The organism is Pseudoalteromonas ostreae, from assembly GCF_018069805.1.
Classification (GTDB): Bacteria; Pseudomonadota; Gammaproteobacteria; order Enterobacterales; family Alteromonadaceae; genus Pseudoalteromonas; species Pseudoalteromonas ostreae.
This window is the reverse complement of record NZ_JAGPYN010000019.1, coordinates 59,183-82,024: the sequence shown is the minus strand read 5'-3', so window position 1 is coordinate 82,024 and position 22,842 is coordinate 59,183. Positions and strand designations below refer to the sequence as shown.

Sequence of the window (22,842 nt, the reverse complement as noted above, 5' to 3'; positions counted from 1 at the left end):
GTTAAAAATTTAACGCCTAGCTGCTCAAGCCTTTCACCTTGAACCTATTACCTTCAAATTCCAAACACAAAAAAACCTTGTCACTTTCGTGGCAAGGTTTTTTTATTAAAGAGTCGTTGCTTACTTAGCTGTGAAGCTTACTGGGCGACGTTCTTTACGAGGACCGCTACGCTTATCGCCGCGTGGGCCATCATTACGCTTTCGGTCACCAGCTGGGCGTTCACTGCGCTCTGGGCGCTCAGAAGCCGCTTCAGCTTGTGTTAGTGTCATACCCATTGGGCGTTTACATATAAACACTTTTTGGAAATGATCTAATACATCTTTAGGCATGTTTTGCGGTAATTGTACCGTGCTGTGACTGTCGTGAAGACGAATGTCACCGATAAACTTGCTTGAGATATCAGCTTCGTTAGCAATTGCACCAACAATGTTCTTAACCTGAACACCATGTTCACGACCTACTTCGATACGGTATGTATCCATAGGACCTGCATCGCGGCTGTTACGCTCACGAGGTTTTGCATCACGGTCACGAGCAGGGCGTTCGCTGCGCTCGTTACGACGACCACGGTCACCACGATCATTACGTGGGTTACGGTCATTGCGTTCGCTACGCTCACGTTGCTGAATTTTAACTTCTTCAACCTTAATTGGTGATTGTTGCTGTGCTAAACACAGTAACGCACCAGCTAGGTCTTCAGGAGCAAGTTCAAGCTTTTGCGCCATGTTAGCAGCAACTTCATTAAAGAAGGTGATATCTTTGTTTTCAAGCGCGATAGTAAGCTTGGCTTGTAACGCTGCGATACGTTTTTCTTCAACAATTTTAGCCGTTGGTAATTCAACTTGTGCAATATCTGAATTCGTATGACGAATGATATTTTTAAGTAAATAACGTTCGTTATGTTTTACGAAAAGAATCGCTTTACCAGTGCGACCAGCACGACCTGTACGGCCGATACGGTGAACGTAGGCTTCAGAGTCTTGCGGAATATCGTAGTTGATAACAAGGCTTAAACGGTCAACATCTAGACCACGTGCCGCAACGTCTGTTGCGATAACAATGTTCAGCATGCCGCTTTTTAAGCGATCAACAGTGCGTTCACGTGCTTGCTGGTTCATGTCACCGTTAAGTGGAGCTGCAGAGAAACCTTCGCGCTCTAATAACTCAGCAAGTTGTACTGTATCGTTACGTGTACGTACGAAAACAATAGCACCTTCGTATTGTTCCGCTTCTAAGAAACGAACAATCGCTTTATTTTTGTGTACGCTGGCATTCCAAAATACTTGTTCAACAGATGATACAGTTGAGTTACGCGCAGAGATATGAACTTGCTCAGGGCTATTCATATATTTGCTGCTGATGTTTTGAATTTGCTTAGGCATAGTCGCAGAGAAAAGACATGTTTGCTTTTCACGCGGTGTTTTTTCCATGATGTTTTCAACATCATCGATAAAGCCCATACGTAACATTTCATCGGCTTCATCAAGTACAAGCGCTTGTAACGCATCAAACTTGATAGTGCCGCGGTTTATGTGATCGATTAAGCGACCAGGAGTCGCGACAATAATTTGTGCGCCACGACGAAGTGCACTTAATTGGATGCTGTAGCTCTGGCCACCATAAAGTGCCAACACTTCAACACCACGAGTGTGTTTAGCATATTGTTCGAATGCCTCAGCTACTTGGATCGCAAGCTCACGGGTTGGTGTGAGAACAAGGATCTGTGGCTGCTTCACAGACGGGTCAATATTATTAAGTAATGGCAGTGCAAATGCTGCGGTTTTACCTGTACCCGTTTGAGCTAGTCCCAGTACGTCCTTTCTTTCTAGCAATAACGGTATACATTGAGCTTGGATTTCAGATGGTGTCTTGTAACCCAACTCTTCAACTGCCTTCAAAATTGCAGGAGAAAGATTTAGAGATTCAAACGTGACTGGTTCTGACATTAATACGCCTCAACGAATTTAAAGAGGCGCGCATTGTATAGGATTTACGAGGCAAATGCTTGTATAAATTGAAACTAATTTGTATGTAGTTGATGTTGGTCATAATTTAATCAATTCAATTGTGAGTAAATCAAATTGATTAACAAATTTTATACAGAACTTATTGATAAAGTCCAAGATTTTCTTTAGCGTAAGCTTCAAATTCAGTAAAACCACCGATGTGTGCTTGGTCAATAAAGATTTGTGGCACGGTTGGGCAAGGTTTTCCTGCGGATTGTTCTAAGTCGGCTTTGCTCACGCCCTCTTTGATAATATCAACATAGCGGTATTTAAAATCATCACGTTCATTTGCTAGTTTTTCAGCAACATCTTTTGCACGTACGCAATAAGGGCAGCCTTCACGGCCAAAAATTACAGTTAACATATCGCTCTCCTCGATTTAGTGTGTACTCAATAGTAGCGAATTAAAATGATAAAAACAGCGTAAAAAAACGATTGATGAATTCTATTTTAATGATTACATACACCTTTAATCAGCATTAAAGGTGTATGTAAGGTGGCTAATTAAAACGTAACACTAAAGCCAATTGAAGGGCGCATTTCAAAATCATCCTCGTTTTCTTTGATAATTAAATGATTAATCGAGGTTACTTTTTGATAATCTAAATCAATGCTACTGGTGTTTGCTTGGCCGTAGGCGTTCATTAATTCTAAAATTAACACACCGTCTAAGCCCCAAAAGTCGGTTTGACGTTCAAAACGAAGATCAAGGCGATGATAAACATCGAAACGCTCAGAAAATGGATCTCCATATTGTGGTAAAAAACGTCCTTCAAACTCAGGGTTTTCTTTTACACCTACAATCGGGGTGTAAGTTTGGCCACTGCGGGCAGTAAAGTTAAAGCCGCCTTGCCATTTTTCACTAATTTGGTAATTAAACACCATGTTGACAACTAAAGGGGTATCAGCGTAATAATCGCGGGTAATGTTTTGACGTTGGTCTGTACGTTCACTTTTGGCATAACTAACTGCGAGCCAGCCGTACCATTTATCAGTTTTATTTTTGTTTATTAATAGATCAACACCGTAAGCTCGCCCAGTTACATCATTACTGTAACGCATTGCAGCATCTGAATAATTGTTTAATGCCAATGGTAAATCGTCCATGGTTTTGTAATAGCCTTCAATAGACCATGTCCACTCATCGGTAAGTTCTTGTGCAAAACCTAAACTGCTGTGCTTTGAGGTTTGCGAACGTAAATTTGGGTTGCCGTGTTCAGGCAATATAGTGGCAATATCTTGCATGCGATTATAATGCCCGTATTTAGCATTGATACTATTGCTATCATTAATAAAATAGCTAAGCGCAAAGCGCGGCATCACAAAGTCTTCGTCAGTGTAATCATTGCTTTGATATTGCACGCCGACTTCGCTTTGCCATTGTTCGTTAATATCCCAAATATGGCTAACACCAATAAAGTACTTATCAAGCGCTAGCTTATCTTTGCCAGTTATTCGCTCACCTTTGTTTAGATCGCAATCAGGATCGAGTTCGGTACAAAGATATTGAAAACCATCGTAACTGTAGGTTGTGTCGTTATCAAAGTAGGCGGCATCAAACACCAGCTGCTGGGCTTTAGTAACGCGCCAATTGAATCGTCCTTTATAAGTGAGTTGCTTTTGTTGTTCTTCATCAAAATAGCCATCACTTAGTGTGGCACGTTTAGCGTATTCCAATCGACCTGAATGTTCGAGTGCACCAACGCCTAAGCGAAAATGAAAGTTTTTATTAAAGTGATCCCATAAAATACTTTGGCTGGTAAATTCACGAATAAAATCAGCATCGCCTTGATACTCAGGATTTTTTAGTGAAAGTTCAGCGCGTTGATTAAAGCCTGCTGCAACCGAGTCTTTAGCGCCTGTAAATGACACGGTCAGGGCGTTTTGATTGTTTATATCCCAGATCCATTTTCCTTGGTAATCATGATCATCTGGCGGGTTGTTGAGAGTGACACCACTGAGTTGCCCATCGTCGTTTTCAAGCTCTTCACCTTTGGAGAAAAACAGCGGTAATGTACTTTTACGTGCTGATAAATAAAACGCGGTGTTCTGCGTGAGTTGCCCTTCAACAAAGACACCGGCATTAAACATTGTAAGATCAAGTGTGGTGGTAATTGGCTGATATTTAGGGTTACGTAGTGTTACGTCAAATACGGCACCGGTGGCGTTGCTGTAACTGGTGCCATAACCAGCTGAGTAAAGTTGAAAATCTTGAATAATGTACTTGTTAAAAATAGAGCTGCCGAAATCATGAAAAATGTAGCCAGCAGGCATAAAATCCACTTCAAATAAATTATCATCGGGTGATGAGCCGCGTACCGCAGGTTCACTCATTGCGCCGCCAGCGGCGACAACGCCTGGTAGTGCAAAAACGGCCCGCAGCGGGTCGCCCATAGCACCGGGCATAGTGATCAGTTTTTCAGTATTTTCGGTTATTTCACTGGTAATACTACTGCGTTTATAAACAGTTTCAAGACGTTCAATTGTTTCTTCATTAGCATTAACCTTGGCGTGTGTTAAAAATGGCAAACACAACGCCAGTGGCGTTAAACGATAAAATGATGACAAGCAGGTGACTAACATGTTTCTTCCATAGTTATAAGTAAATGTAACAGCTACCTATAATAATGAGAAAAGATATAAAAATACGTAGTAAACTGTACGAAAATGTAGGGAGGTGTTACAAGCTGTTACATTTAGTTTTGGGCTCTGATGGTAATACCTAATTGGCTAGAATAGCCCATTGAGCGTGCGGTTATTCGCAGTTGTTGATCAATTACATAGTAAGTAGGAAAGGCGCTGATTTTATAATTGCTCTGGGTGTTTTTATTGCCCAGTAAAATGGGTATTGTTAGCTTAAGTTCACTAACAAATTGCGCAACTTCTTGTTCATTTTTATAATCAAGCGCGATGCCAATGGCGTTGATATTAGAATCAACCAATGCCGCTTCTAGGTTTGGCATACTGTAACGACAAATTGTGCACCATGGCGCAAAAAAATAAACCACGGTGGTGTTACCTTTGAGCATCGCAATATCAATACGTTGTTCGCTGTCATTGAGCAGAGGTAAATTAAAATACGGGGCAGGGCTGCTATCTGAGCTGAGTAAATTGCGTTGCTGATATGTAGTTACTACAAAAAACACCACAACTAATATAATTATATTGAGCAGAAAACTCGTTACTTTTTTCATATCTACCTCTAAAGCTAATTCCCTTTCTTACTATTTAAAGGCTTGAAAAGCAAACTTTGAGTCCTCATTTTATTGAGTAGGCAAAAAGAGATTTTGAAAAAAATAAAACTTTTTTCAAAAATAATCTTGAAAACAATTTTGCCGTCCATATATAGTTTAGTGAGGACGCCTGATGGGTCCCAACTAAGTAGAAGTAATTGAAATTTATATTATTAATTAAACTTTGCCTGCGCTTGTTCAACCGAAAAGCACATGCAAAATATCGCTTAAATATGAGGATATTATTATGCGTACAGTAGATTTATCACCACTTTATCGTTCATTCATTGGCTTCGATCATTTAGCATCTTTAATGGATGCGGCCGCTCGCACTGACAAGCAGCCAAGTTTTCCTCCGTATAACATCGAAGCACTCGATGAAGACAAATATCGTATCACTATGGCTGTTGCCGGTTTTAGTGATAATGAGCTGACGATAGAGTCAGAAAATAACACCTTAAAAGTTGCTGGCATAAAAGCAAATAAAGATGACAGCGCAGAGCGAAAATTTATTCATCAAGGCATTGCTGAGCGCAACTTTGAACGCAAATTCCAGCTAGGTGACCACGTTAAAGTACTCGGCGCTGATTTAGCCAATGGGCTACTTAGTATCGACTTGCAACGTGAGATCCCTGAAGCACTTAAACCACGTAAAATTGAAATTGGCAGTGGTAACTTGCTTGAAGGTAAATAACTAACCCTTTGACATTATTTTTCCCCTAATTTACTTGTTATTTTTAGTAGCCGCCTCAGTTGAGGCGGCTTTTTTAGCTTTGCTTAAACTTCGCTCCGCTTAGCGCATCATTAGTCGCAGATGATTAATGATGCTGTGTTCAGTTAGTATCTTTACTTTTTAATTTGGCTTGCATGTCATTTAAGGCGGTAATTTTATCGATAGCAACTTGCAGCTGCTGTTGAGGGAGGCCTTTTTGACGGCCTTTTTCGAGCAAGCTTTCAAGGTTAGTTATTTTTTGTTGAGCAGCTATTACAAAGCGTTGCTCAAGCTGAGTTTGCTGCTGTTTATGAAAATCGAGGTAAGCTTGATGATCGGTTAAGTCGCCTTGAAACTGACTCGCACTGATTGGATTTTTTGCGATGACAGGCAAGTAACTCGGTGTAGTAATAGGCGGCAGCTGTTGACTGGCTTCAGTATTTATTAATGAGGTGTGACTATCAATCGTCGCCTTAGCATTCATATTAGGGCTAATAGCTATCGGTGTAGGCGCACTCTTTATTTGTGTTGCGGGCGTTACCGGTGTTAAATCATCAGCAGCGCGGATGGGAGTTATTTCACGTTTTCGCTCTGCTGTTAAATTTATTGCTAAAAAACCTAAACAAGCGACGCCTGTAATTATGTAGATAGCTTTTTTATTCATAATTTTACTGCATTTTGTTGTTGCCAAGCCAGCCAGTTTTGCTGATAGCGTTGCTGCGCTTTTTGTATTGCGATGGCTTTTTTAGCTTGATAGCGAACTGTTTCGTCAGTAGCGCTAAAGTAGTTATACTGATGGTTATTACTAATGATGACGACCCATAGACCTTCAGGTGAGCGCATCACCGTGGATAACTCTCCTGCTTTTAGCGTAAAAGCCAGTTGCACAGCCCAATTATTTTTATTTTTGCGGGTTAGTTTATTGTGATACTGAGCATAAATGTCGTTTTGCTGTGAGATATATAATGCATCTGTAACAGAGCTTGCTTGTGCTTTATTTCTAAAGCGAACTGCTTGCTCTCGCTTAGTAAATGCAGCGCCGTAAGCTGTTACCTCACTAAGGTATTTAAAACGCGCTTTATTTGTCTGATAATAAGTTTTTATTTCTTTATCGGATACTTGTTGTTCAAGAGTATCGAGTATTGGGCTTTGTCCGTGCATCATCTTTTTAATGCCCAGCCAACTTTGAATCGAAGGCCGTAAAATATCGCCTTTTGCCAGCTCTTCTAAGTGCGCGATATCGATCCCTTGCTTTAAAAGTAATGGCGTTGCTTTTAAAAGCGCAGCATCAAATTGTTGCTTTTTTATCACTTCAGTTTTAAATAAGTCACTTTCACCTTGATGCAGTCGAAAGCGTACTTGCATAGATAAAGGGGCAATAAACTCATAAAGGTTGACGCTGGTTGTAAAGAGCCCACTGAGATCAATACGCTGCATTTTATTGATTTGTTCAGTGTTGTATTGGCCATTAGCAGGGTAGCTAGGCAATACTTGCAGCAACCACTGTGCATTATATTGCGTGAGATTAGCGGCTTTAACATAGGGTGTTGATAAATTGAGTTGTGTGTCAAATATGTTCATCAAATAACGCTCAACATGGTACTGCGTACTAAAGCCAACTGTAGATTGACGTTTATTCAGCTCAGGCATATGTTGTTCTGCTTGATATAATAAAAATTGATTTTCAAACATATGCTTACGAACGTCTTTGCGACTAATATTGGCATTGTGTTGTTGATAAACTTGCTGCATTAAACGCACTTCGGCATCGTTATATTGGTTAAATGATGCTATTGCTAGGCTGCTATAAAGCAGTCCTAACAATAATAAAATACATCTGCTCAACGCTTTCATTGGCGCACAACCATAGCATGATTAAGTAGGTGTACAACCATGGCAATCGCATGTGGGATCACTTGTTTTGCCGTATTTAAACGGTCGTAATGGTCTTCTGAATTAAGCACAATACCGCCTTGAGCATAAGAAAAAGCGCCACCTTGTGTCAGTAAAGGGCGTACGTCTTGGCTGTTTATATCCAGTGCTGAAAATGTTTGCATGGCTTGTGTAATAAGGGCAGAGTCATTGAGTTGTTCCTGATCATAGTAGTCTTTTACCCAGCTTTCCCAGCTGGAATGATTGAGATCAGATGTGGTCCAAGTGTGGTGTGGCTGTAGTAAGTCAGTTGTATGGAAAACAAAACCTAACACTTGTGGGTTGCCACTTTGCAAATAGCTTTGATACCAATATTGACCTAAATTATCAATTGGCTGAAAAGGCATTTCTTCAAAGTCATCGTACATGTTGTAATTTGATTGGCTGTCAATTCGGTAATTAGCTTCAGTAATACCATAGCTGTTGTACTTTGATGAATCTGCATTGAACCAGCCTGTTTCACCGCCTTGACCGTCATCAAGGTAGTCACCTTTTAACCAGGTTGAAGCCAAGTTATCAACGGTGCCCCATACCGTCAGTTTTTGGTAATTGTAGCCACCAAAGTCGTTACCGTGTTGATCAGCTCCTTGGGTATGGTTTTGGAAATGCCAATAGCTGGTGTATTTTACAATACTCTCTGCTGCTCCCCATATTGGTGCTTGGACACATGACCCCGTTACAGCACCACAAAAGAAGGTATCTTCAAAGTCATCCACATCATAGGCTGCTTGGCCTAGTACTTCGGCTAACTGTGTTACCGTCATATTATTTTGCTGCGCGTATTGGCTTAATGCCGAAAATTGTGTGCTGCTTGGGTGTTGTTGCATATAGTTCACGGCATCGATGACAATACGTTTATGTGTTTCTTGGCTAAATGCCTGTGCTTGGTTTGTACTGATCAGTAATAATGCAGCTAAAAATTGTTTTTTCATCGTTTTCTCATAGTGTTGTGGAGTAATTTCTAATATTAAAAAGTAGGGTAGTTACACTATAATGACAAATCAATTAAACATTTAATTAACAAAGTTACCTGTTATGATACTTTGGTGTAAAAGTTTTTCTAGGTTATTTAGGCGCCATTGCGCTTGATTTAAAATAGCATGCAGGTGTGATGTATCTTGTTTTTTGCTTTACGCTTTAGTGGCAGCTGGTGCAGTAATCACTCATTTTATTTATGGAGTTACCGCTTGCTGCATACGGTGTGTGGCGATTAGGCCGTCATCTGCAAATTGACTCATACCACGGGTGTTAGGCATTTCTATCTATTCAATGGCCTTTGTCGGTTAGATCGCATTTATTAATACTTAAAGTAGTGGTATATAAGTATTAGAAACCTGTGTAGGTTAACTATATAAACAAAGGAATGTCGGCTTATGGCTCAATATCAGTATACTATTCGCAAATTTAAAATTGTTTTACCTTGCCTCATTGCACTTTGTCATGTGGGTTATTTGCATGCCACAGTCTATCAGTGTGAAAAAAAAGGCGTCGTGGAGTTTAGTCAATTTCCATGTGGTGATGATGCGAAACTGATCTCTGTAAAAGAGCAAACCCCGAGTTTATCTAATCAGGTTGTTGCAAATGAAAATATTGATACTTCGGGCGTCGATAGTTATATTCGAACTCGGCAAATTGATGCTGATATTCAACAGCATCAAGCTAAAATTGATACCTTAAGCGAGAAAATGAATCAACAAATTGCCGCCTTAAGTGAGCAATCAGATGCGCAGTTAAATAATTTATCAGGTGCAAAAAAAGAAACAGCCATAGCTAATCAAATGACGAGTATTTCAGAGCGATATAACGTTTTAATTGCACGGGAACAGCGGGATATTGACCGACTCTTAAAAGAAAAACAAGCACTACCTGCTTCGATAAACACGTCTGAAATTGACCAACAATCAACCCAGAGTAAAGATATTGATTCGTTTATTAGGGCACAAGAAATTAAACGAGATGTTGAACAGCGACAATCCAAAATAGACACTTACCAAACTCAAATGGATCGCCAAATAGCGACTCTTGAAGTTCAGGCGAAAGAACAACCGAAGAACTTAACTGATGCAACTTTTGATAACTCATTATCTAGGAAAATGAGTGCATTAACATCGAAGTATGCAATTTTAATCGATGTTGAACAGCGCCAAATAGATCGTCTTCTAAAAGAGTTAGCCAGTATACAATAAGAATAATGCATGTAGGCTATTCGTTATGAACTCATTTGCTGCTGTGCAGCCTTGTTAATTGCAACAATGTTATTGGAATTAAATAAATAGTTTTTCACAATACTGTTAAACATTCTGACAGCGTAAAACCAAGCGTATTCTAAGTTCGGCGTAAATTCTCGGCCCAAATGAATTTTTAGTGCTGCTATAAAAGCATCGCACAATAAATCAACGTCCTGACAAGTAAGGCCAGATTTGCTGAGGTTGTTGGCATGATAATGAATAAAAGGTAATACAGACATTAAGCGATCTAAGTGGCTAATAGTACGTTCCAATGAGCAATACAATAAATAACTTTTTTCACTTATTTCCTCATTGCTAGGGCATTGCATCGTTAGTGCATGACGTTTTAATTGGACATGAAAAGTAACTGTAAAACAATGAAAATTGGGTTTTATTATTGCGATACTGCGCAATAATATTTTTTGATGATGGGCAGAAATACTCATAATAAGCCCTCTTTAAATAGCCTTAAAGTACGCAGATTGCCATTAACTACTTAGTATAGACGCTGTGCTGGAAAAGGTGAGTAAAACAATGAAAATCACGCAATAACGCTATCTTAATGCCAATAACTGTTTATCTGATTGGTGTTAATAAGGCTAGTGCCATTACTCGTTTCAGTATTGCACTCGCAGTCTTTTAATATGTCATTGCTGCGGACTGTCAGGCATGATGTTAAACACGCGGTCGAGTGTTTGTGATACAAATTGGTTTAAGAAAAGTTTAGCAATATTATGTTGGCTTTTTTAAATGAGTTCTAGCGATACGGTTATAGCGAATTGTTCTGAGCTATAATTTTGTACATTATTATCTAGTCATTATTTACCAGTTTTTGGTTGCTAATTACGCCAAGCCTCTTTATAATAGCCGCCATTGTCTAGCTTGCTTTATTAGCTAGGCAGGTATCAGATTATTTTGATACCAGTTGGCGCGGGATGGAGCAGCCTGGTAGCTCGTCGGGCTCATAACCCGAAGGTCGTCGGTTCAAATCCGGCTCCCGCAACCAAGTTTTTGAGATAACTCATTAATTAAATTAATGTTCCTCATTTCTTGAAGCCATACTTTTGAGTAGCGATTTTAGTTACCGATTTGAAGTCGCGCATTCTATGTAATGCGCGTTTTGCGTTTAAGCCTTTGGGTTTTTAGATGGTGTAAGCTATCCGCAGCCAAGCTTGGCCCATGGCCACACAGTTTTATGCTTTAGGTGTGACGCCCCGCTTGGTTCGGGGCGTTGTTGTATCTGCACCACTTGATTTTAACTCAAGGAATAAGCTAAGTATTTTAGGGCTATAAGCCCTTTTTTTGTTTGTATGGAGAATTTTCGTGACAAAACTTGAGCAAGATTTATTAACCATGCTTTCACCGTCAGTTGAAATGTTAGGCTTTGAATTACATGGTCTAGAGTTTGTGCAAGCGGGTCGCCATTCTACGCTTAGGGTCTATATCGATCACGAAGCGGGGATCTCGGTTGATAACTGTGCTGATGCAAGTCGTCAAATAAGCGCAATTTTAGATGTCGAAGACCCTATTACAAATGAATATGATTTGGAAGTATCGTCTCCTGGTGTTGATCGTTTATTATTCAAACAAGATCACTACGAGAAGGCACAAGGAGAGGAAGTACGCGTGCGTACTAAACTTCCACAAGACGGTCGTCGTAATTTTAAAGGCGATCTAGTAGCAGTTAGCAGTGATATGATCACACTTTCATATGACGGTACTGAGCAGTTAATTATGCTTAGTAATATTGAACGTGCGAACATCATCGCAAAGTTTTAATTCGAGTGCGAAGGAATAGGGCAAGCGAGGCATAACCCATGGCAAAAGAGATATTATTGGTTGCTGAAGCCGTTTCCAATGAGAAAGCGGTTCCAAAAGAAAAGATTTTCGAAGCGTTAGAGTTCGCATTGGCGACAGCGACTAAGAAAAAACACACTGGTGAAATTGAAGTACGTGTTGCAATTGACCGTAAAACAGGTGACTACGACACTTACCGTCGTTGGCAGATTGCTGCTGTACTTGAAGATGGTTCACTAGAGCACCCATACAGCGAAATTACATTAGAAGCAGCGCAAGTTGATGACCCAGATCTTAAGATTGGTGATTTCATCGAAGAGCAAATCGAGTCAATTAAATTTGACCGTATTACGACGCAAATGGCCAAGCAAGTAATCGTACAAAAAGTACGTGAAGCTGAGCGTGCATTAGTTGTTGAAGCGTATAAAGATCAACAAGGCGAGCTGGTAACAGGTGTTGTTAAAAAAGCAACGCGTGATGCAATTGTCCTTGATTTAGGTAACAATGCTGAAGCGGTCATTTACCGTGATGACATGCTACCACGTGAAAACTTCCGTCCAGGCGATCGTATTCGTGGCTTACTTTATGAAGTAAAACCAGATGCGCGTGGCGCGCAATTGTTTGTAACGCGTTCTAAGCCTGAAATGCTGATGGAATTATTCCGCATTGAGGTGCCAGAAATTGGCGAAGAGATGATTGAATTACGTGCAGCGGCACGTGATCCTGGCTCGCGTGCAAAAATCGCAGTTAAATCTAATGACAAACGTATTGACCCAATTGGTGCCTGTGTTGGTATGCGTGGTGCACGTGTGCAAGCTGTATCTACCGAATTAGGTGGCGAGCGTGTTGATATCGTACTTTACGATGACAACCCAGCACAATTTGTTATTAATGCAATGTCACCGGCTGAAGTTGCGTCAATCGTAATGGATGAAGACACGCATTCAATGGATATCGCTGTTGAAGCCGATAACCTAGCACAAGCCATTGGCCGTAATGGTCAAAACGTACGTCTTGCTAGCCAGTTAACTGGTTGGGAATTGAACGTAATGACTGTGGAAGAGATGCGCACTAAGAACGAAGTGGAATCTGATAAGTTAATTAACTTATTCACAGAAAGCTTAGACATCGATGAAGACTTTGCAACATTGCTTATCAACGAAGGTTTCTCAACCCTTGAAGAAGTTGCCTATGTGCCTGCGTCTGAGTTTTTAGAAATTGATGGCTTAGATGAAGATACTGTTGATTTGTTACGCTCACGTGCAAAAGATGCATTAACGACGAAAGCACTTAAAACAGAAGAAAGCCTTGATGGTGTAGAGCCTGCTGAAGACTTATTAGCACTAGAAGGGTTAGAGCGTCACCTTGCGTTTGTTATGGCAAGCAAAGGGGTTGTAACGCTTGAAGATTTAGCTGAACAAGGTATTGATGAATTAGTCGATATCACAGAAGTTTCCCCTGAAGAAGCTGGTAAGCTAATTATGGCTGCGCGTAACATTTGTTGGTTCGCAGACGAGTAATTTATTAACGGAGGTATTAGAGACTATGGCAGAAGTAAATGTTGAAAAACTAGCCGGGGATATCGGTACAACTGTTGATAAATTGCTTCAACAATTATCGCAAGCCGGTATTACTAAGCAAGCAGGTGATAATGTAACTGAAGCTGAAAAAGCAACGTTACTTGATCACTTAAGCAAGCAACACGGTGGCACAGGCTCAGATGGCCCAGCGCGTATGACATTGCAACGTAAGAGCAAAAGTACACTAAGTGTAACGGGTTCTACAGGTCAAGCAAAGTCAGTACAAGTTGAAGTACGTAAAACACGTACTTACGTGAAGAAAAGCGCTGTGGAGCAAGAACAAGAGCAAGCACGTATAGCAGCAGAAGAAGCCGCTCGTCGTGAACTTGAGCAACAAGCTGCAAAAGAAGCCGCTGAGCTTAAAGCAAAACAAGACGCAGAGCGTAAAGCCAAAGAAGAGGCTGATCGTAAAGTGAAAGAAGAAGCTAAACGTAAAGCAGATGCTGAACGTGTAGCAAAACAAAAGCAGATGACCCCAGAACAAACCGCTAAGTCTGAAAAAGATCGCGTTGAAGCTGAGCGTCTGCAAAAAGAAGCAGAAGAGGCCGCATTGAAGAAAGCTGAAGAAGAAGCGAAACGTCAAGCAGAAGAGGCAAGAAAGCTAGCAGAAGAAAATTCAGCTCGCTGGAAGAAAGAAGAAGAAGAACGTAAGAAGCGTGAAGAAACCGCTGATCACCACCTTACGACTTCTACTTACGCACGTGAAGCAGAAGATGTTGCTGATGCGCGTGATGAGCAAGGCACACGCCGTGCGAAGAAAAAGAAAAAAGCCCCAGCGAAGGATAAATTTGTTCCTTCGAGAGGCAAGAAAAGCAAGCTAAAAGCACCAGCTTCATTACAACATGGCTTCCAAAAGCCAACGGTTGACGTGAAAAACGAAGTGCGTATTAGCGAAACAATTACAGTTGCTGAGCTTGCATCACGCATGGCCGTTAAGGGCGCTGAAGTTGTAAAAACAATGATGAAAATGGGTGACATGGTTACCATTAACCAAGTGATCGACCAAGAAGCTGCACAGCTAGTTGCAGAAGAAATGGGTCACAAAGTTATCATTGTTAAAGAAAACGAATTAGAGCAAACAGTACTAAATGACCGTCATGAAGATGGTAAATCTGAGCCTCGTGCGCCAGTAGTAACTGTAATGGGTCACGTTGACCATGGTAAAACGTCAACACTTGATTACATTCGTTCTGCAAAAGTAGCCTCTGGTGAAGCCGGTGGTATTACTCAGCACATTGGTGCTTATCATGTTGATGTTAATGGCAACATGATCACGTTCTTAGATACGCCTGGTCACGCGGCGTTTACATCAATGCGTGCTCGTGGTGCGAAAGCGACCGATATCGTAATCTTAGTGGTTGCAGCAGATGATGGTGTAATGCCACAAACTAAAGAAGCGGTACAGCATGCGCGTGCAGCTGGCGTTCCTTTAATCATCGCTGTTAATAAAATGGATAAAGAAGGCGTAGACCCAGATCGCGTTAAGAACGAACTTGCTCAACTAGACGTAATTCCAGAAGAGTGGGGTGGTGATACACAGTATGTGCATATTTCTGCTAAAACTGGTTTAGGTATTGATGAGCTGTTAGAAGCGGTATTAATGCAAGCTGAGCTTTTAGAGCTAACTGCACCAAGTGTGGGTATGGCGGCAGGTGTTGTTATTGAGTCGCGTCTTGATAAAGGCCGTGGCCCAGTAGCGTCTGTACTTGTGCAATCAGGTACGCTTAACCAGGGTGACATCGTATTATGTGGTCTTGAGTATGGCCGTGTTCGTGCAATGCGCGATGAAAACGGTAAAGACATCAAGTCTGCTGGCCCTTCAATTCCGGTTGAAATTTTAGGCCTGTCTGGTATTCCAGCGGCAGGTGATGAAGCAACCGTTGTTAAAGACGAGCGTAAAGCCCGTGAGGTTGCTCTTTATCGTCAAGGTAAGTTCCGCGATGTTAAACTAGCGCGTCAACAAAAAGCGAAGCTTGAAAACATGTTTACTAACATGACTGATGGCGATGTATCAGAAGTTAACGTGGTACTTAAAGCAGACGTTCAAGGCTCAATCGAAGCAATCTCTGATTCATTGACTAAACTTTCTACTGATGAAGTTAAAGTGAAGATTGTTGGTTCTGGCGTAGGTGGTATCACAGAAACTGATGCAACACTTGCAGCAGCCTCTAATGCAATCGTCGTTGGCTTTAACGTTCGTGCTGATGCTTCAGCGCGTAAAGTAATTGAGTCTGAAAACTTAGATTTACGTTATTACAGCGTTATCTACAGCTTGATTGACGAAGTTAAACAAGCTATGTCAGGTATGTTAGCACCTGAGTTTAAACAAGAGATCATTGGTCTTGCTGAAGTGCGTGACGTGTTCAAGTCACCTAAGATTGGCGCTATCGCTGGTTGTATGGTTACTGAAGGTGTTGTTAAACGTAGCGCACCAATTCGTGTACTTCGTGATAACGTGGTTATCTATGAAGGTGAACTTGAGTCACTTCGTCGCTTTAAAGACGACGTTGCTGATGTTCGTAACGGCATGGAATGTGGTATCGGCGTTAAGAACTATAACGACGTTCGCGTTGGTGACCAAATCGAAGTATTCGAAACAGTTGAAGTACAACGTACACTTTAATTGTTCGTAAACTAAGATGATAAATGGGGGCTCAGCCCCCATTTGTGTATTCATTATTTAAATAACTTATTTATATTTCTCAATGAGTTATAAATTTAGAGTAGAGTATAATGAGAGAGTTTTCTCGTACAGATCGTGTTGCTCAGCAAATCCAAAAAGAGATTGCTGTTATTTTGCAACGTGAAATTAAAGATCCACGTTTAGGTATGGTGACAGTCTCGGCTGTTGAAGTATCACGTGATTTATCTTACGCAAAAATCTTTATTACAGTGTTTAACACCCAAGATGAAGATGCAGCAAAGCAAAGCGCTAAAGTATTAAATGAAGCAACTGGTTATATCCGCTCATTACTTGGTAAGCGTATTCGCGCCCGTATTATGCCAGAGCTTAAGTTTGTGGTTGATAATTCACTGATGGAAGGGATGCGTATCTCTAACTTAGTGGACTCTATCATTCGTGAAGATAATGCCAAGCATGTAGATGACGAAAACAACAGCGAAGAAGGCACTAAAGACTAATGGCAAGACGCAGTAAAGGCCGTCCAGTTGATGGTATTTTGTTGTTAAACAAACCAGAAGGCATTTCATCAAATAAGGCATTACAGCAAGCGAAAGGTATATATTTTGCGCAAAAAGCGGGGCACACCGGGGCGCTTGATCCGCTTGCGACTGGCATGCTACCAATTTGTTTTGGTGAAGCCACAAAGTTTACCCAGTTTTTACTCGATACAGATAAAACTTATGTTGTGCGAGCAAAATTGGGGGAACGTACTACCACTTCAGATTCTGATGGCGAAGTAGTAGAAACGCGTGATGTGAACATTACCAAAGACCTACTTGAGCAAGAAATTGCTAAGTTTTTAGGTGAGTCAGACCAATATCCGTCAATGTACTCAGCGCTTAAGTATGAAGGCAAACCTCTGTATAAATATGCGCGTGAAGGCATTGAAGTTCCTCGCAAGTGCAGAAAAATCAATGTATTTAGTTTAACACTAGATGAGTTCGATGAAGCTAATAACGAAGTGCAAATGACCGCCCATGTTTCAAAAGGTACTTATATTCGTACTATCGTCGATGACTTAGGCGAAAACCTGGGTTGTGGCGCGCATGTGATCATGTTGCATCGCAGTGCGGTAGGGCATTACCCTGCTGACAAAATGGTGTCACTTGAGCAGTTAGAAGCGTTATTAGTTAAAGCGAAACAAGAAGAGCTCACGCCTTCGACTTATCTTGATGAACTATTACTGCCAATGGATACCGCATTAGTTGGTTTACCTGTGGTTGAGCTCAGTAAAGAGCAAGGTAGTTCTTTTAGCCATGGTCAGGCGGTTGTACTTGATATTGAACTGCCAGAAGGAGCAATCAAAGTGCTTGCTGATGGTGTGTTTATTGGCACAGGTGAACGTAATCCTGATGGCCATTTAAAGTCAAAACGCGGCTTATCAAATCAGCAAGAAACAACAGCGTAAAGTTTAGCTTGTAGTTATTGCCGTAGCTGGTAGAATACGCCCGCTAATCGTTTTGGCTGAATTAGTGATCGGCTAAGACACCTTTTAAATTTTATTTTTGGAGTTACTATGTCACTAAGCAATCAAGAAAAGATCGATATCATTGCAAAATTCGCACGTGCAGAAGGCGACACTGGTTCACCTGAAGTACAAGTTGCACTTCTTACTTTTGATATCAACAAGCTTCAAGGTCACTTTGCTGATCACAAGCATGACTTCCACTCACGTCGTGGTCTGCTTCGTAAAGTAAGCACTCGCCGTAAACTGCTTGATTACCTTAAAGGTAAAGACATTGCACGTTATACTGCGTTAATCCAAGAACTTGGCCTACGTCGCTAAGAACTAGATTACATAAAAAGGAGCTTTATAGCTCCTTTTTTTGTGCCTGAAATTCCTTTTGACTAATAATTAAACTACTTGAATAATCGAATAAAATCCCCATAAATCAGTACAGTTAAACTAGATAGCGCAAAGAGTCTGATGTGGTTAGTTTTATCTAAGTCGTGGACTCGCATTTTACGCTTGCTTTGGTATATACTATGCGCGTAGATAAAAAGGTTTATCTACGCTTATTCACATCATTGCCAATTGTAGTACTTAATTGATTTCCAACTGAATACAATTATGTACTGTAATTGGTACTTTGATGGCAACTTATTAGAACACATTTAAGGAACATTTTAAGTGCAAGCAATTATTAAAGAATTTCAACTAGGTCAACATACAGTTACCCTAGAAACCGGTGCAATCGCTCGTCAAGCAGACGGCGCAGTACTAGCAAGTATTGGCGACACATCAGTATTAGTTACTGTTGTTGGTAAGCGTGAAGCACAACCTGGCCAAGATTTTTTCCCACTAACAGTTAACTACCAAGAGCGTATGTACGCTGCAGGTCGTATCCCTGGTGGTTTCTTAAAGCGTGAAGGTCGTCCTAACGACGGTGAAACACTTATTGCACGTCTAATTGACCGTCCAATTCGTCCACTTTTCCCAAATGGTTTTGTAAACGAAGTACAAGTTATTGCTACTGTTGTTTCTGTTAACCCTGAAATTCAACCTGATATGGTTGCGATGATCGGTACTTCAGCAGCACTTGCTATCTCTGGTATCCCATTCAGTGGTCCAATTGGTGCAGCGCGCGTTGGTTACATCAACGGCGAATACGTACTTAACCCAACGCTAAAAGAGCTTGAAGAAAGCCAACTTGATTTAGTTGTTGCTGGTACTGATAACGCAGTACTTATGGTTGAATCAGAAGCTGACGTACTTGCAGAAGACGTTATGCTAGGTGCGGTTGTATATGGTCATGAGCAATCTCAAGCTATCATCAACGCAATTAACGAATTCAAAGCAGAAGCTGGCAAGCCTACATGGGATTGGGCAGCACCTGAAAAGAACGTTGCTTTAGAAGATAAAGTAGCAGCAATCGCAGCTGATAAAGTAGGCGAAGCTTACCGCATCACTGATAAAGTGGCTCGTAAAGAAGCACTTGGCGTAGCTAAAGACGAAGTTGTTGCTGTATTAACAGCTGAGCTTGTTGAAGGCGAGTCACTAGATAAGCAAGAAGTTGGCAAAGTATTTGGTTCTCTTGAGAAGAAAATCGTACGTGGGCGCATCACTGCTGGCGAAAAACGTATCGATGGTCGTGAACCAGATATGATCCGTGCACTTGACGTAATGACTGGCGTATTACCACGTACTCACGGTTCTGCAATCTTTACGCGTGGTGAAACACAAGCACTTGTAACAGCTACACTTGGTACAGAACGTGATTCACAGTTAATCGATGATTTAACTGGGACACATAAAAACCACTTTATGCTTAACTATAACTTCCCTCCGTTCTGCGTAGGTGAAACTGGTTTTGTAGGTTCTCCTAAGCGTCGTGAAATCGGCCACGGTAACCTAGCTAAGCGCGGTATCCAAGCTGTAATGCCTACATTGACTGAGTTCCCTTACTCAATCCGTGTTGTATCTGAGATCACTGAATCAAATGGTTCATCTTCAATGGCATCAGTATGTGGTACTTCACTTGCACTTATGAATGCGGGTGTGCCAATTAAAGCGTCTGTTGCGGGTATCGCGATGGGTCTAGTTAAAGAAGACGAAAAATTCGTAGTTCTTTCTGACATCTTAGGTGATGAAGATCACTTAGGTGACATGGACTTTAAAGTAGCTGGTACTGCTGCAGGTATCACTGCACTACAGATGGATATCAAGATTGAAGGTATCACTCAAGAAATCATGCAAATTGCGCTTAAACAAGCAAAAGCTGCACGTTTACACATCTTAGGTGTGATGGATGAAGCGATTTCTGCTCCATCTGAAGAGCTTTCAATGTTTGCTCCACGTATCTACACTATGAAGATACCACAGAAGAAAATCGCAGAAGTTATCGGTAAAGGCGGCGCAACTATTCGTCAACTTACTGAAGAAACAGGTACTACGATTGAAATCGGTGACGACGGTACAATCAAAATTGCAGCAACAGACGGTGAAAGCGCAGCAAATGCAATCAGCCGCATTGAGCAATTAACAGCTGAACTAGAAGTAGGTACTATCTACGAAGGTAAAGTTGTACGTATCGTTGATTTCGGTGCGTTTGTAAACATTCTTCCTGGTAAAGATGGCCTAGTACATATCTCTCAGATCAGCACTGAGCGCGTAAATAACGTGACAGATCACCTATCTGAAGGTCAAGAAGTTAAAGTTAAAGTACTAGAAGTAGACCGTCAAGGCCGCGTACGTTTAAGTATCAAAGAAGCAATGGAATCAGCAGCTGCCGAAGCTGATGTACCAACTGACGCTTAATTGTTGATATTTAATCCAGATATTCTCTGGATAATATAAAAAGGGGCTGTATAGCCTCTTTTTTTATGCTTTAATGAAACCTCTGTGGATAGCACTTGTCCTATCAGTTTGCTACTTATCTTGGTATAAAGGATTTTAATGATACTTAAACACATAGCCTTGGCATCGTTTGCTATTCTGTCTTTAAGCGCCTGTCAATCTACTTCGCAAGCACAACCGACTGCGATTGTGAATGTGCCTTTCACTGCGCCTTTAGCGTCTGATTTTCGTAGTGAAATAGCGATAGCTCGTTATTCTGAATTATTAAATCGTGCGGATCTAGCGCCAGATCAACAAGCAAAATTATTTTATGACCGTGGCGTATTATTTGATAGTTTAGGTATGTCTACTTTGGCGCGGATTGATTTTAATCGTGCTGTGCAATTGAAGCCCGATTTAGCCGAAGTGTATAACTTTTTAGGTATTCACCATACCTTGATGCAACAATTTGAAAAAGCTTATGAATTTTTTGATTCAGCATTAGAACTCAATGAGCAACACGAATATGCCTACTTAAATCGTGGTATTGCTCTTTACTATGGCGATAGAGCAAATCTTGCAGCGGCTGATCTTAAAGAGTTTTTATCACGTTCGCCAAGTGATCCTTACCGGGTATTATGGCTTTATCTAGCGCAAGCAAGCGCTGATCCTGTGCAAGCTTTAGCAAACTTAAAAAGCAACGCACAAGGGCTGGATGATAGCCAATGGGCGTATAGTTTAATATCACTTTATTTGGGCGATATGAGCGAACAGAGCTTTTTAACAAGTCTTGCTGATGGTGTTAAAACTGAACAAGAATATGCGCAGCGGCTATGCGAAGCTTACTTTTATTTAGCTAAAATATATCAAGCTAAAGGGCTTGATTATCAAGCCGCAGATTTCTTTCGTTTGGCACTTGCCACCAATGTGCATGAGTTTGTGGAATATAAATATGCCCGTTTAGAGCTTGAGTTAATGGCTGGTGAAAACGACAGTTAAATTATTTATTAGCGTTGTTGTTATGCTGAGTTTGGGATATTTACCAAGCTCAGTTAATCAGCATCGCGATATTGCCTTTTGGCATGTAAAACATACCCCAGATTCTATTCTTATTAGTTATTATCGTTTTATTGACGATTTTAATACTCAGCTTAATTCATTGACTGATGCTACCTTATACTTATTAGCTATAAATGCTGTTACGGATGCACAATTTGCTTGGGCACTGCGGTTACTAACAAATGATCTGGCACAATCGGCTTTACCTTTTTGGCGTGTTAGCGTGGCTCAGCAAAGTGTTGATAAACGCCGCAGACTCAGTGCATTGTTACTGCAATCAGAACGTTGGGATGATTTAACATCACTGGCAGAGCAACACCTGTTGCCTGCAAGTCATGCGGCAGAACAATTAAAATTACACCATGGCGCCACACCGGCGAGTATTGACCAAAGCTTTGCCAGTCATGAGGGATTTTTATTATCCTTTTCACAGCTACAAGCGCAACCGCAGTGTCAGTTTAATGTGTTGATGATGACAGATCATCGCCAAGGTTTAGCAAAACTTAATGCATTTAAAATTCGTTATCAACAACAGCCCCAACCGAGCTCCGATAGCTTTTGTTTTAGTGAACCTATTTATTTAGGGGATTCCATAAACTGCCAACAACAGCCACAATATGCCGCTAAATGTGATTGGCAGCCTTTAGCTCAAAATAAAGCTTGGCCAACGGGCTTTGATTTTATAGTGATGATGACCGCAACGGGTTCAGGCAATGTGCAAGGTGGCATAATGCACTTAAACTCGGCGAGTTATTACGGTTTATTTTTACATGAGTTGATGCACTTTAACGGCTTTGAAGATGAGTATCCGTTACCCGCAGCGAAGCAGGGGTGGCTATGTAATCAAAAAGGCTTGGTGGCGCCGAACCTTTTTATTGCTAATGATCTTACACCACCGGCTGGTTGGCAGCTAAGTGATAGCTGTCAAACACCAATTAAAGCATATAAACCAAGTCATAACTGGTCAATTATGCAATATCAACAAATCCCTTTGTCAGTGCGTTATCAACAATTATGGTTGCAACATATTACTGATCCGACCTATCAACCACTACGATTTAGCGACTATTTTCAGCAATTTAAAGCACCTATGAACTTTATAAACAAAATGACAAAAAAAAATATTGAGGGATAAAGTTGTAAATAATATGCTGTCAGCACTAAAATAGTACAAAATAACAGCAGGTAGGAGAGCTTACTATAGACAAAATCCTCCCTGATCAGTATAACTATATATCTATAAAGCGTTTATTGAAGCTAAAATTAAAACCATCCGAAATGACCAGTACTAAACTAAAACTAACTAGCAGTGTATTGATACTCTTATGACTTCAA

At 40.9% G+C, this 22,842-nt stretch carries 19 protein-coding genes and 1 tRNA gene; 12 read left to right on the top strand and 8 right to left on the bottom strand.

Annotation, left to right across the window (positions count from 1 at the left end):
- Positions 1-120 precede the first annotated feature (120 nt).
- The 4 genes from J7338_RS15355 to J7338_RS15340 all read right to left on the bottom strand — a co-directional run bounded on the left by J7338_RS15355 (position 121) and on the right by J7338_RS15340 (position 5,201).
- The gene (locus J7338_RS15355; protein ID WP_210797867.1) at positions 121-1,947 is read right to left on the bottom strand and encodes a DEAD/DEAH box helicase; all 1,827 of its coding nucleotides are present in this window, start codon (positions 1,945-1,947) and stop codon (positions 121-123) included.
- Positions 1,948-2,107: 160 nt separating this feature from the next.
- Entirely contained in the window at positions 2,108-2,371 is a 264-nt protein-coding gene (locus J7338_RS15350; protein WP_149983014.1) for a GrxA family glutaredoxin, read from the bottom strand.
- 140 nt (positions 2,372-2,511) lie between these two features.
- A complete protein-coding gene (locus J7338_RS15345; protein WP_210797866.1) occupies positions 2,512-4,590 on the bottom strand; it encodes a TonB-dependent receptor plug domain-containing protein in 2,079 nt (692 codons plus the stop codon).
- A gap of 113 nt (positions 4,591-4,703) precedes the next feature.
- The gene (locus J7338_RS15340) at positions 4,704-5,201 is read right to left on the bottom strand and encodes a TlpA family protein disulfide reductase (RefSeq protein ID WP_210797865.1); all 498 of its coding nucleotides are present in this window, start codon (positions 5,199-5,201) and stop codon (positions 4,704-4,706) included.
- A gap of 286 nt (positions 5,202-5,487) precedes the next feature.
- Between J7338_RS15340 and J7338_RS15335 the strand changes: the two genes are divergently transcribed.
- Positions 5,488-5,934: an Hsp20 family protein gene (locus J7338_RS15335; protein WP_210797864.1), complete on the top strand. Its 447-nt coding sequence runs from the start codon at positions 5,488-5,490 to the stop codon at positions 5,932-5,934.
- A 139-nt stretch (positions 5,935-6,073) separates the two neighbouring features.
- Here J7338_RS15335 and J7338_RS15330 read toward each other — a convergent pair whose 3' ends face one another.
- Genes J7338_RS15330 through J7338_RS15320 form a run of 3 tightly spaced genes read right to left on the bottom strand, consistent with a single transcriptional unit; the run spans position 6,074 to position 8,816 of the window.
- On the bottom strand, positions 6,074-6,616 hold the full coding sequence (locus J7338_RS15330; RefSeq protein WP_210797863.1) for a hypothetical protein: 543 nt from the start codon (positions 6,614-6,616) through the stop codon (positions 6,074-6,076).
- Entirely contained in the window at positions 6,613-7,806 is a 1,194-nt protein-coding gene (locus J7338_RS15325; RefSeq protein ID WP_210797862.1) for a peptidyl-prolyl cis-trans isomerase, read from the bottom strand. The genes J7338_RS15330 and J7338_RS15325 overlap by 4 nt, the downstream gene beginning before the upstream one ends.
- Entirely contained in the window at positions 7,803-8,816 is a 1,014-nt protein-coding gene (locus tag J7338_RS15320) for a phospholipase (protein WP_210797861.1), read from the bottom strand. Before J7338_RS15320 ends, J7338_RS15325 begins: the two co-directional genes overlap by 4 nt.
- A gap of 441 nt (positions 8,817-9,257) precedes the next feature.
- Here J7338_RS15320 and J7338_RS15315 point away from each other — a divergent pair, with 441 nt between their 5' ends.
- Positions 9,258-10,070: a hypothetical protein gene (locus tag J7338_RS15315; RefSeq protein WP_210797860.1), complete on the top strand. Its 813-nt coding sequence runs from the start codon at positions 9,258-9,260 to the stop codon at positions 10,068-10,070.
- 23 nt (positions 10,071-10,093) lie between these two features.
- Here the strand turns inward: J7338_RS15315 and J7338_RS15310 are convergent, their stop codons facing one another.
- Positions 10,094-10,558 carry a globin family protein gene (locus J7338_RS15310; RefSeq protein WP_210797859.1) on the bottom strand — a complete coding sequence of 155 codons (465 nt, stop codon included), beginning with the start codon at positions 10,556-10,558 and terminating at the stop codon, positions 10,094-10,096.
- A 483-nt stretch (positions 10,559-11,041) separates the two neighbouring features.
- Here J7338_RS15310 and J7338_RS15305 point away from each other — a divergent pair.
- The 10 genes from J7338_RS15305 (at position 11,042) to J7338_RS15260 (ending at position 22,642) form a co-directional block, all read left to right on the top strand.
- A tRNA-Met gene (locus J7338_RS15305) sits at positions 11,042-11,118 on the top strand.
- A gap of 317 nt (positions 11,119-11,435) precedes the next feature.
- Positions 11,436-11,891 carry a ribosome maturation factor RimP gene (gene rimP / locus J7338_RS15300; protein WP_210797858.1) on the top strand — a complete coding sequence of 152 codons (456 nt, stop codon included), beginning with the start codon at positions 11,436-11,438 and terminating at the stop codon, positions 11,889-11,891.
- 38 nt (positions 11,892-11,929) lie between these two features.
- Positions 11,930-13,429 (top strand): transcription termination factor NusA, encoded by a 1,500-nt coding sequence (gene nusA, locus J7338_RS15295; RefSeq protein WP_210797857.1) that lies wholly within the window; start codon positions 11,930-11,932, stop codon positions 13,427-13,429.
- Positions 13,430-13,454: 25 nt separating this feature from the next.
- Positions 13,455-16,112: a translation initiation factor IF-2 gene (gene infB / locus J7338_RS15290; RefSeq protein WP_210797856.1), complete on the top strand. Its 2,658-nt coding sequence runs from the start codon at positions 13,455-13,457 to the stop codon at positions 16,110-16,112.
- Positions 16,113-16,222: 110 nt separating this feature from the next.
- On the top strand, positions 16,223-16,630 hold the full coding sequence (gene rbfA / locus J7338_RS15285; protein WP_210797855.1) for a 30S ribosome-binding factor RbfA: 408 nt from the start codon (positions 16,223-16,225) through the stop codon (positions 16,628-16,630).
- A complete protein-coding gene (gene truB / locus J7338_RS15280) occupies positions 16,630-17,580 on the top strand; it encodes a tRNA pseudouridine(55) synthase TruB (RefSeq protein WP_210797854.1) in 951 nt (316 codons plus the stop codon). Before rbfA ends, truB begins: the two co-directional genes overlap by 1 nt.
- Before the next feature lie 108 nt (positions 17,581-17,688).
- Entirely contained in the window at positions 17,689-17,958 is a 270-nt protein-coding gene (rpsO, locus tag J7338_RS15275; RefSeq protein WP_016707659.1) for a 30S ribosomal protein S15, read from the top strand.
- Positions 17,959-18,303: 345 nt separating this feature from the next.
- Positions 18,304-20,430: a polyribonucleotide nucleotidyltransferase gene (gene pnp / locus J7338_RS15270; protein WP_210797853.1), complete on the top strand. Its 2,127-nt coding sequence runs from the start codon at positions 18,304-18,306 to the stop codon at positions 20,428-20,430.
- Between the two features lie 138 nt (positions 20,431-20,568).
- The gene (nlpI, locus tag J7338_RS15265; protein WP_182718695.1) at positions 20,569-21,447 is read left to right on the top strand and encodes a lipoprotein NlpI; all 879 of its coding nucleotides are present in this window, start codon (positions 20,569-20,571) and stop codon (positions 21,445-21,447) included.
- On the top strand, positions 21,431-22,642 hold the full coding sequence (locus J7338_RS15260) for a hypothetical protein (RefSeq protein WP_210797852.1): 1,212 nt from the start codon (positions 21,431-21,433) through the stop codon (positions 22,640-22,642). The genes nlpI and J7338_RS15260 overlap by 17 nt, the downstream gene beginning before the upstream one ends.
- The last annotated feature ends 200 nt before the right edge of the window (positions 22,643-22,842 follow it).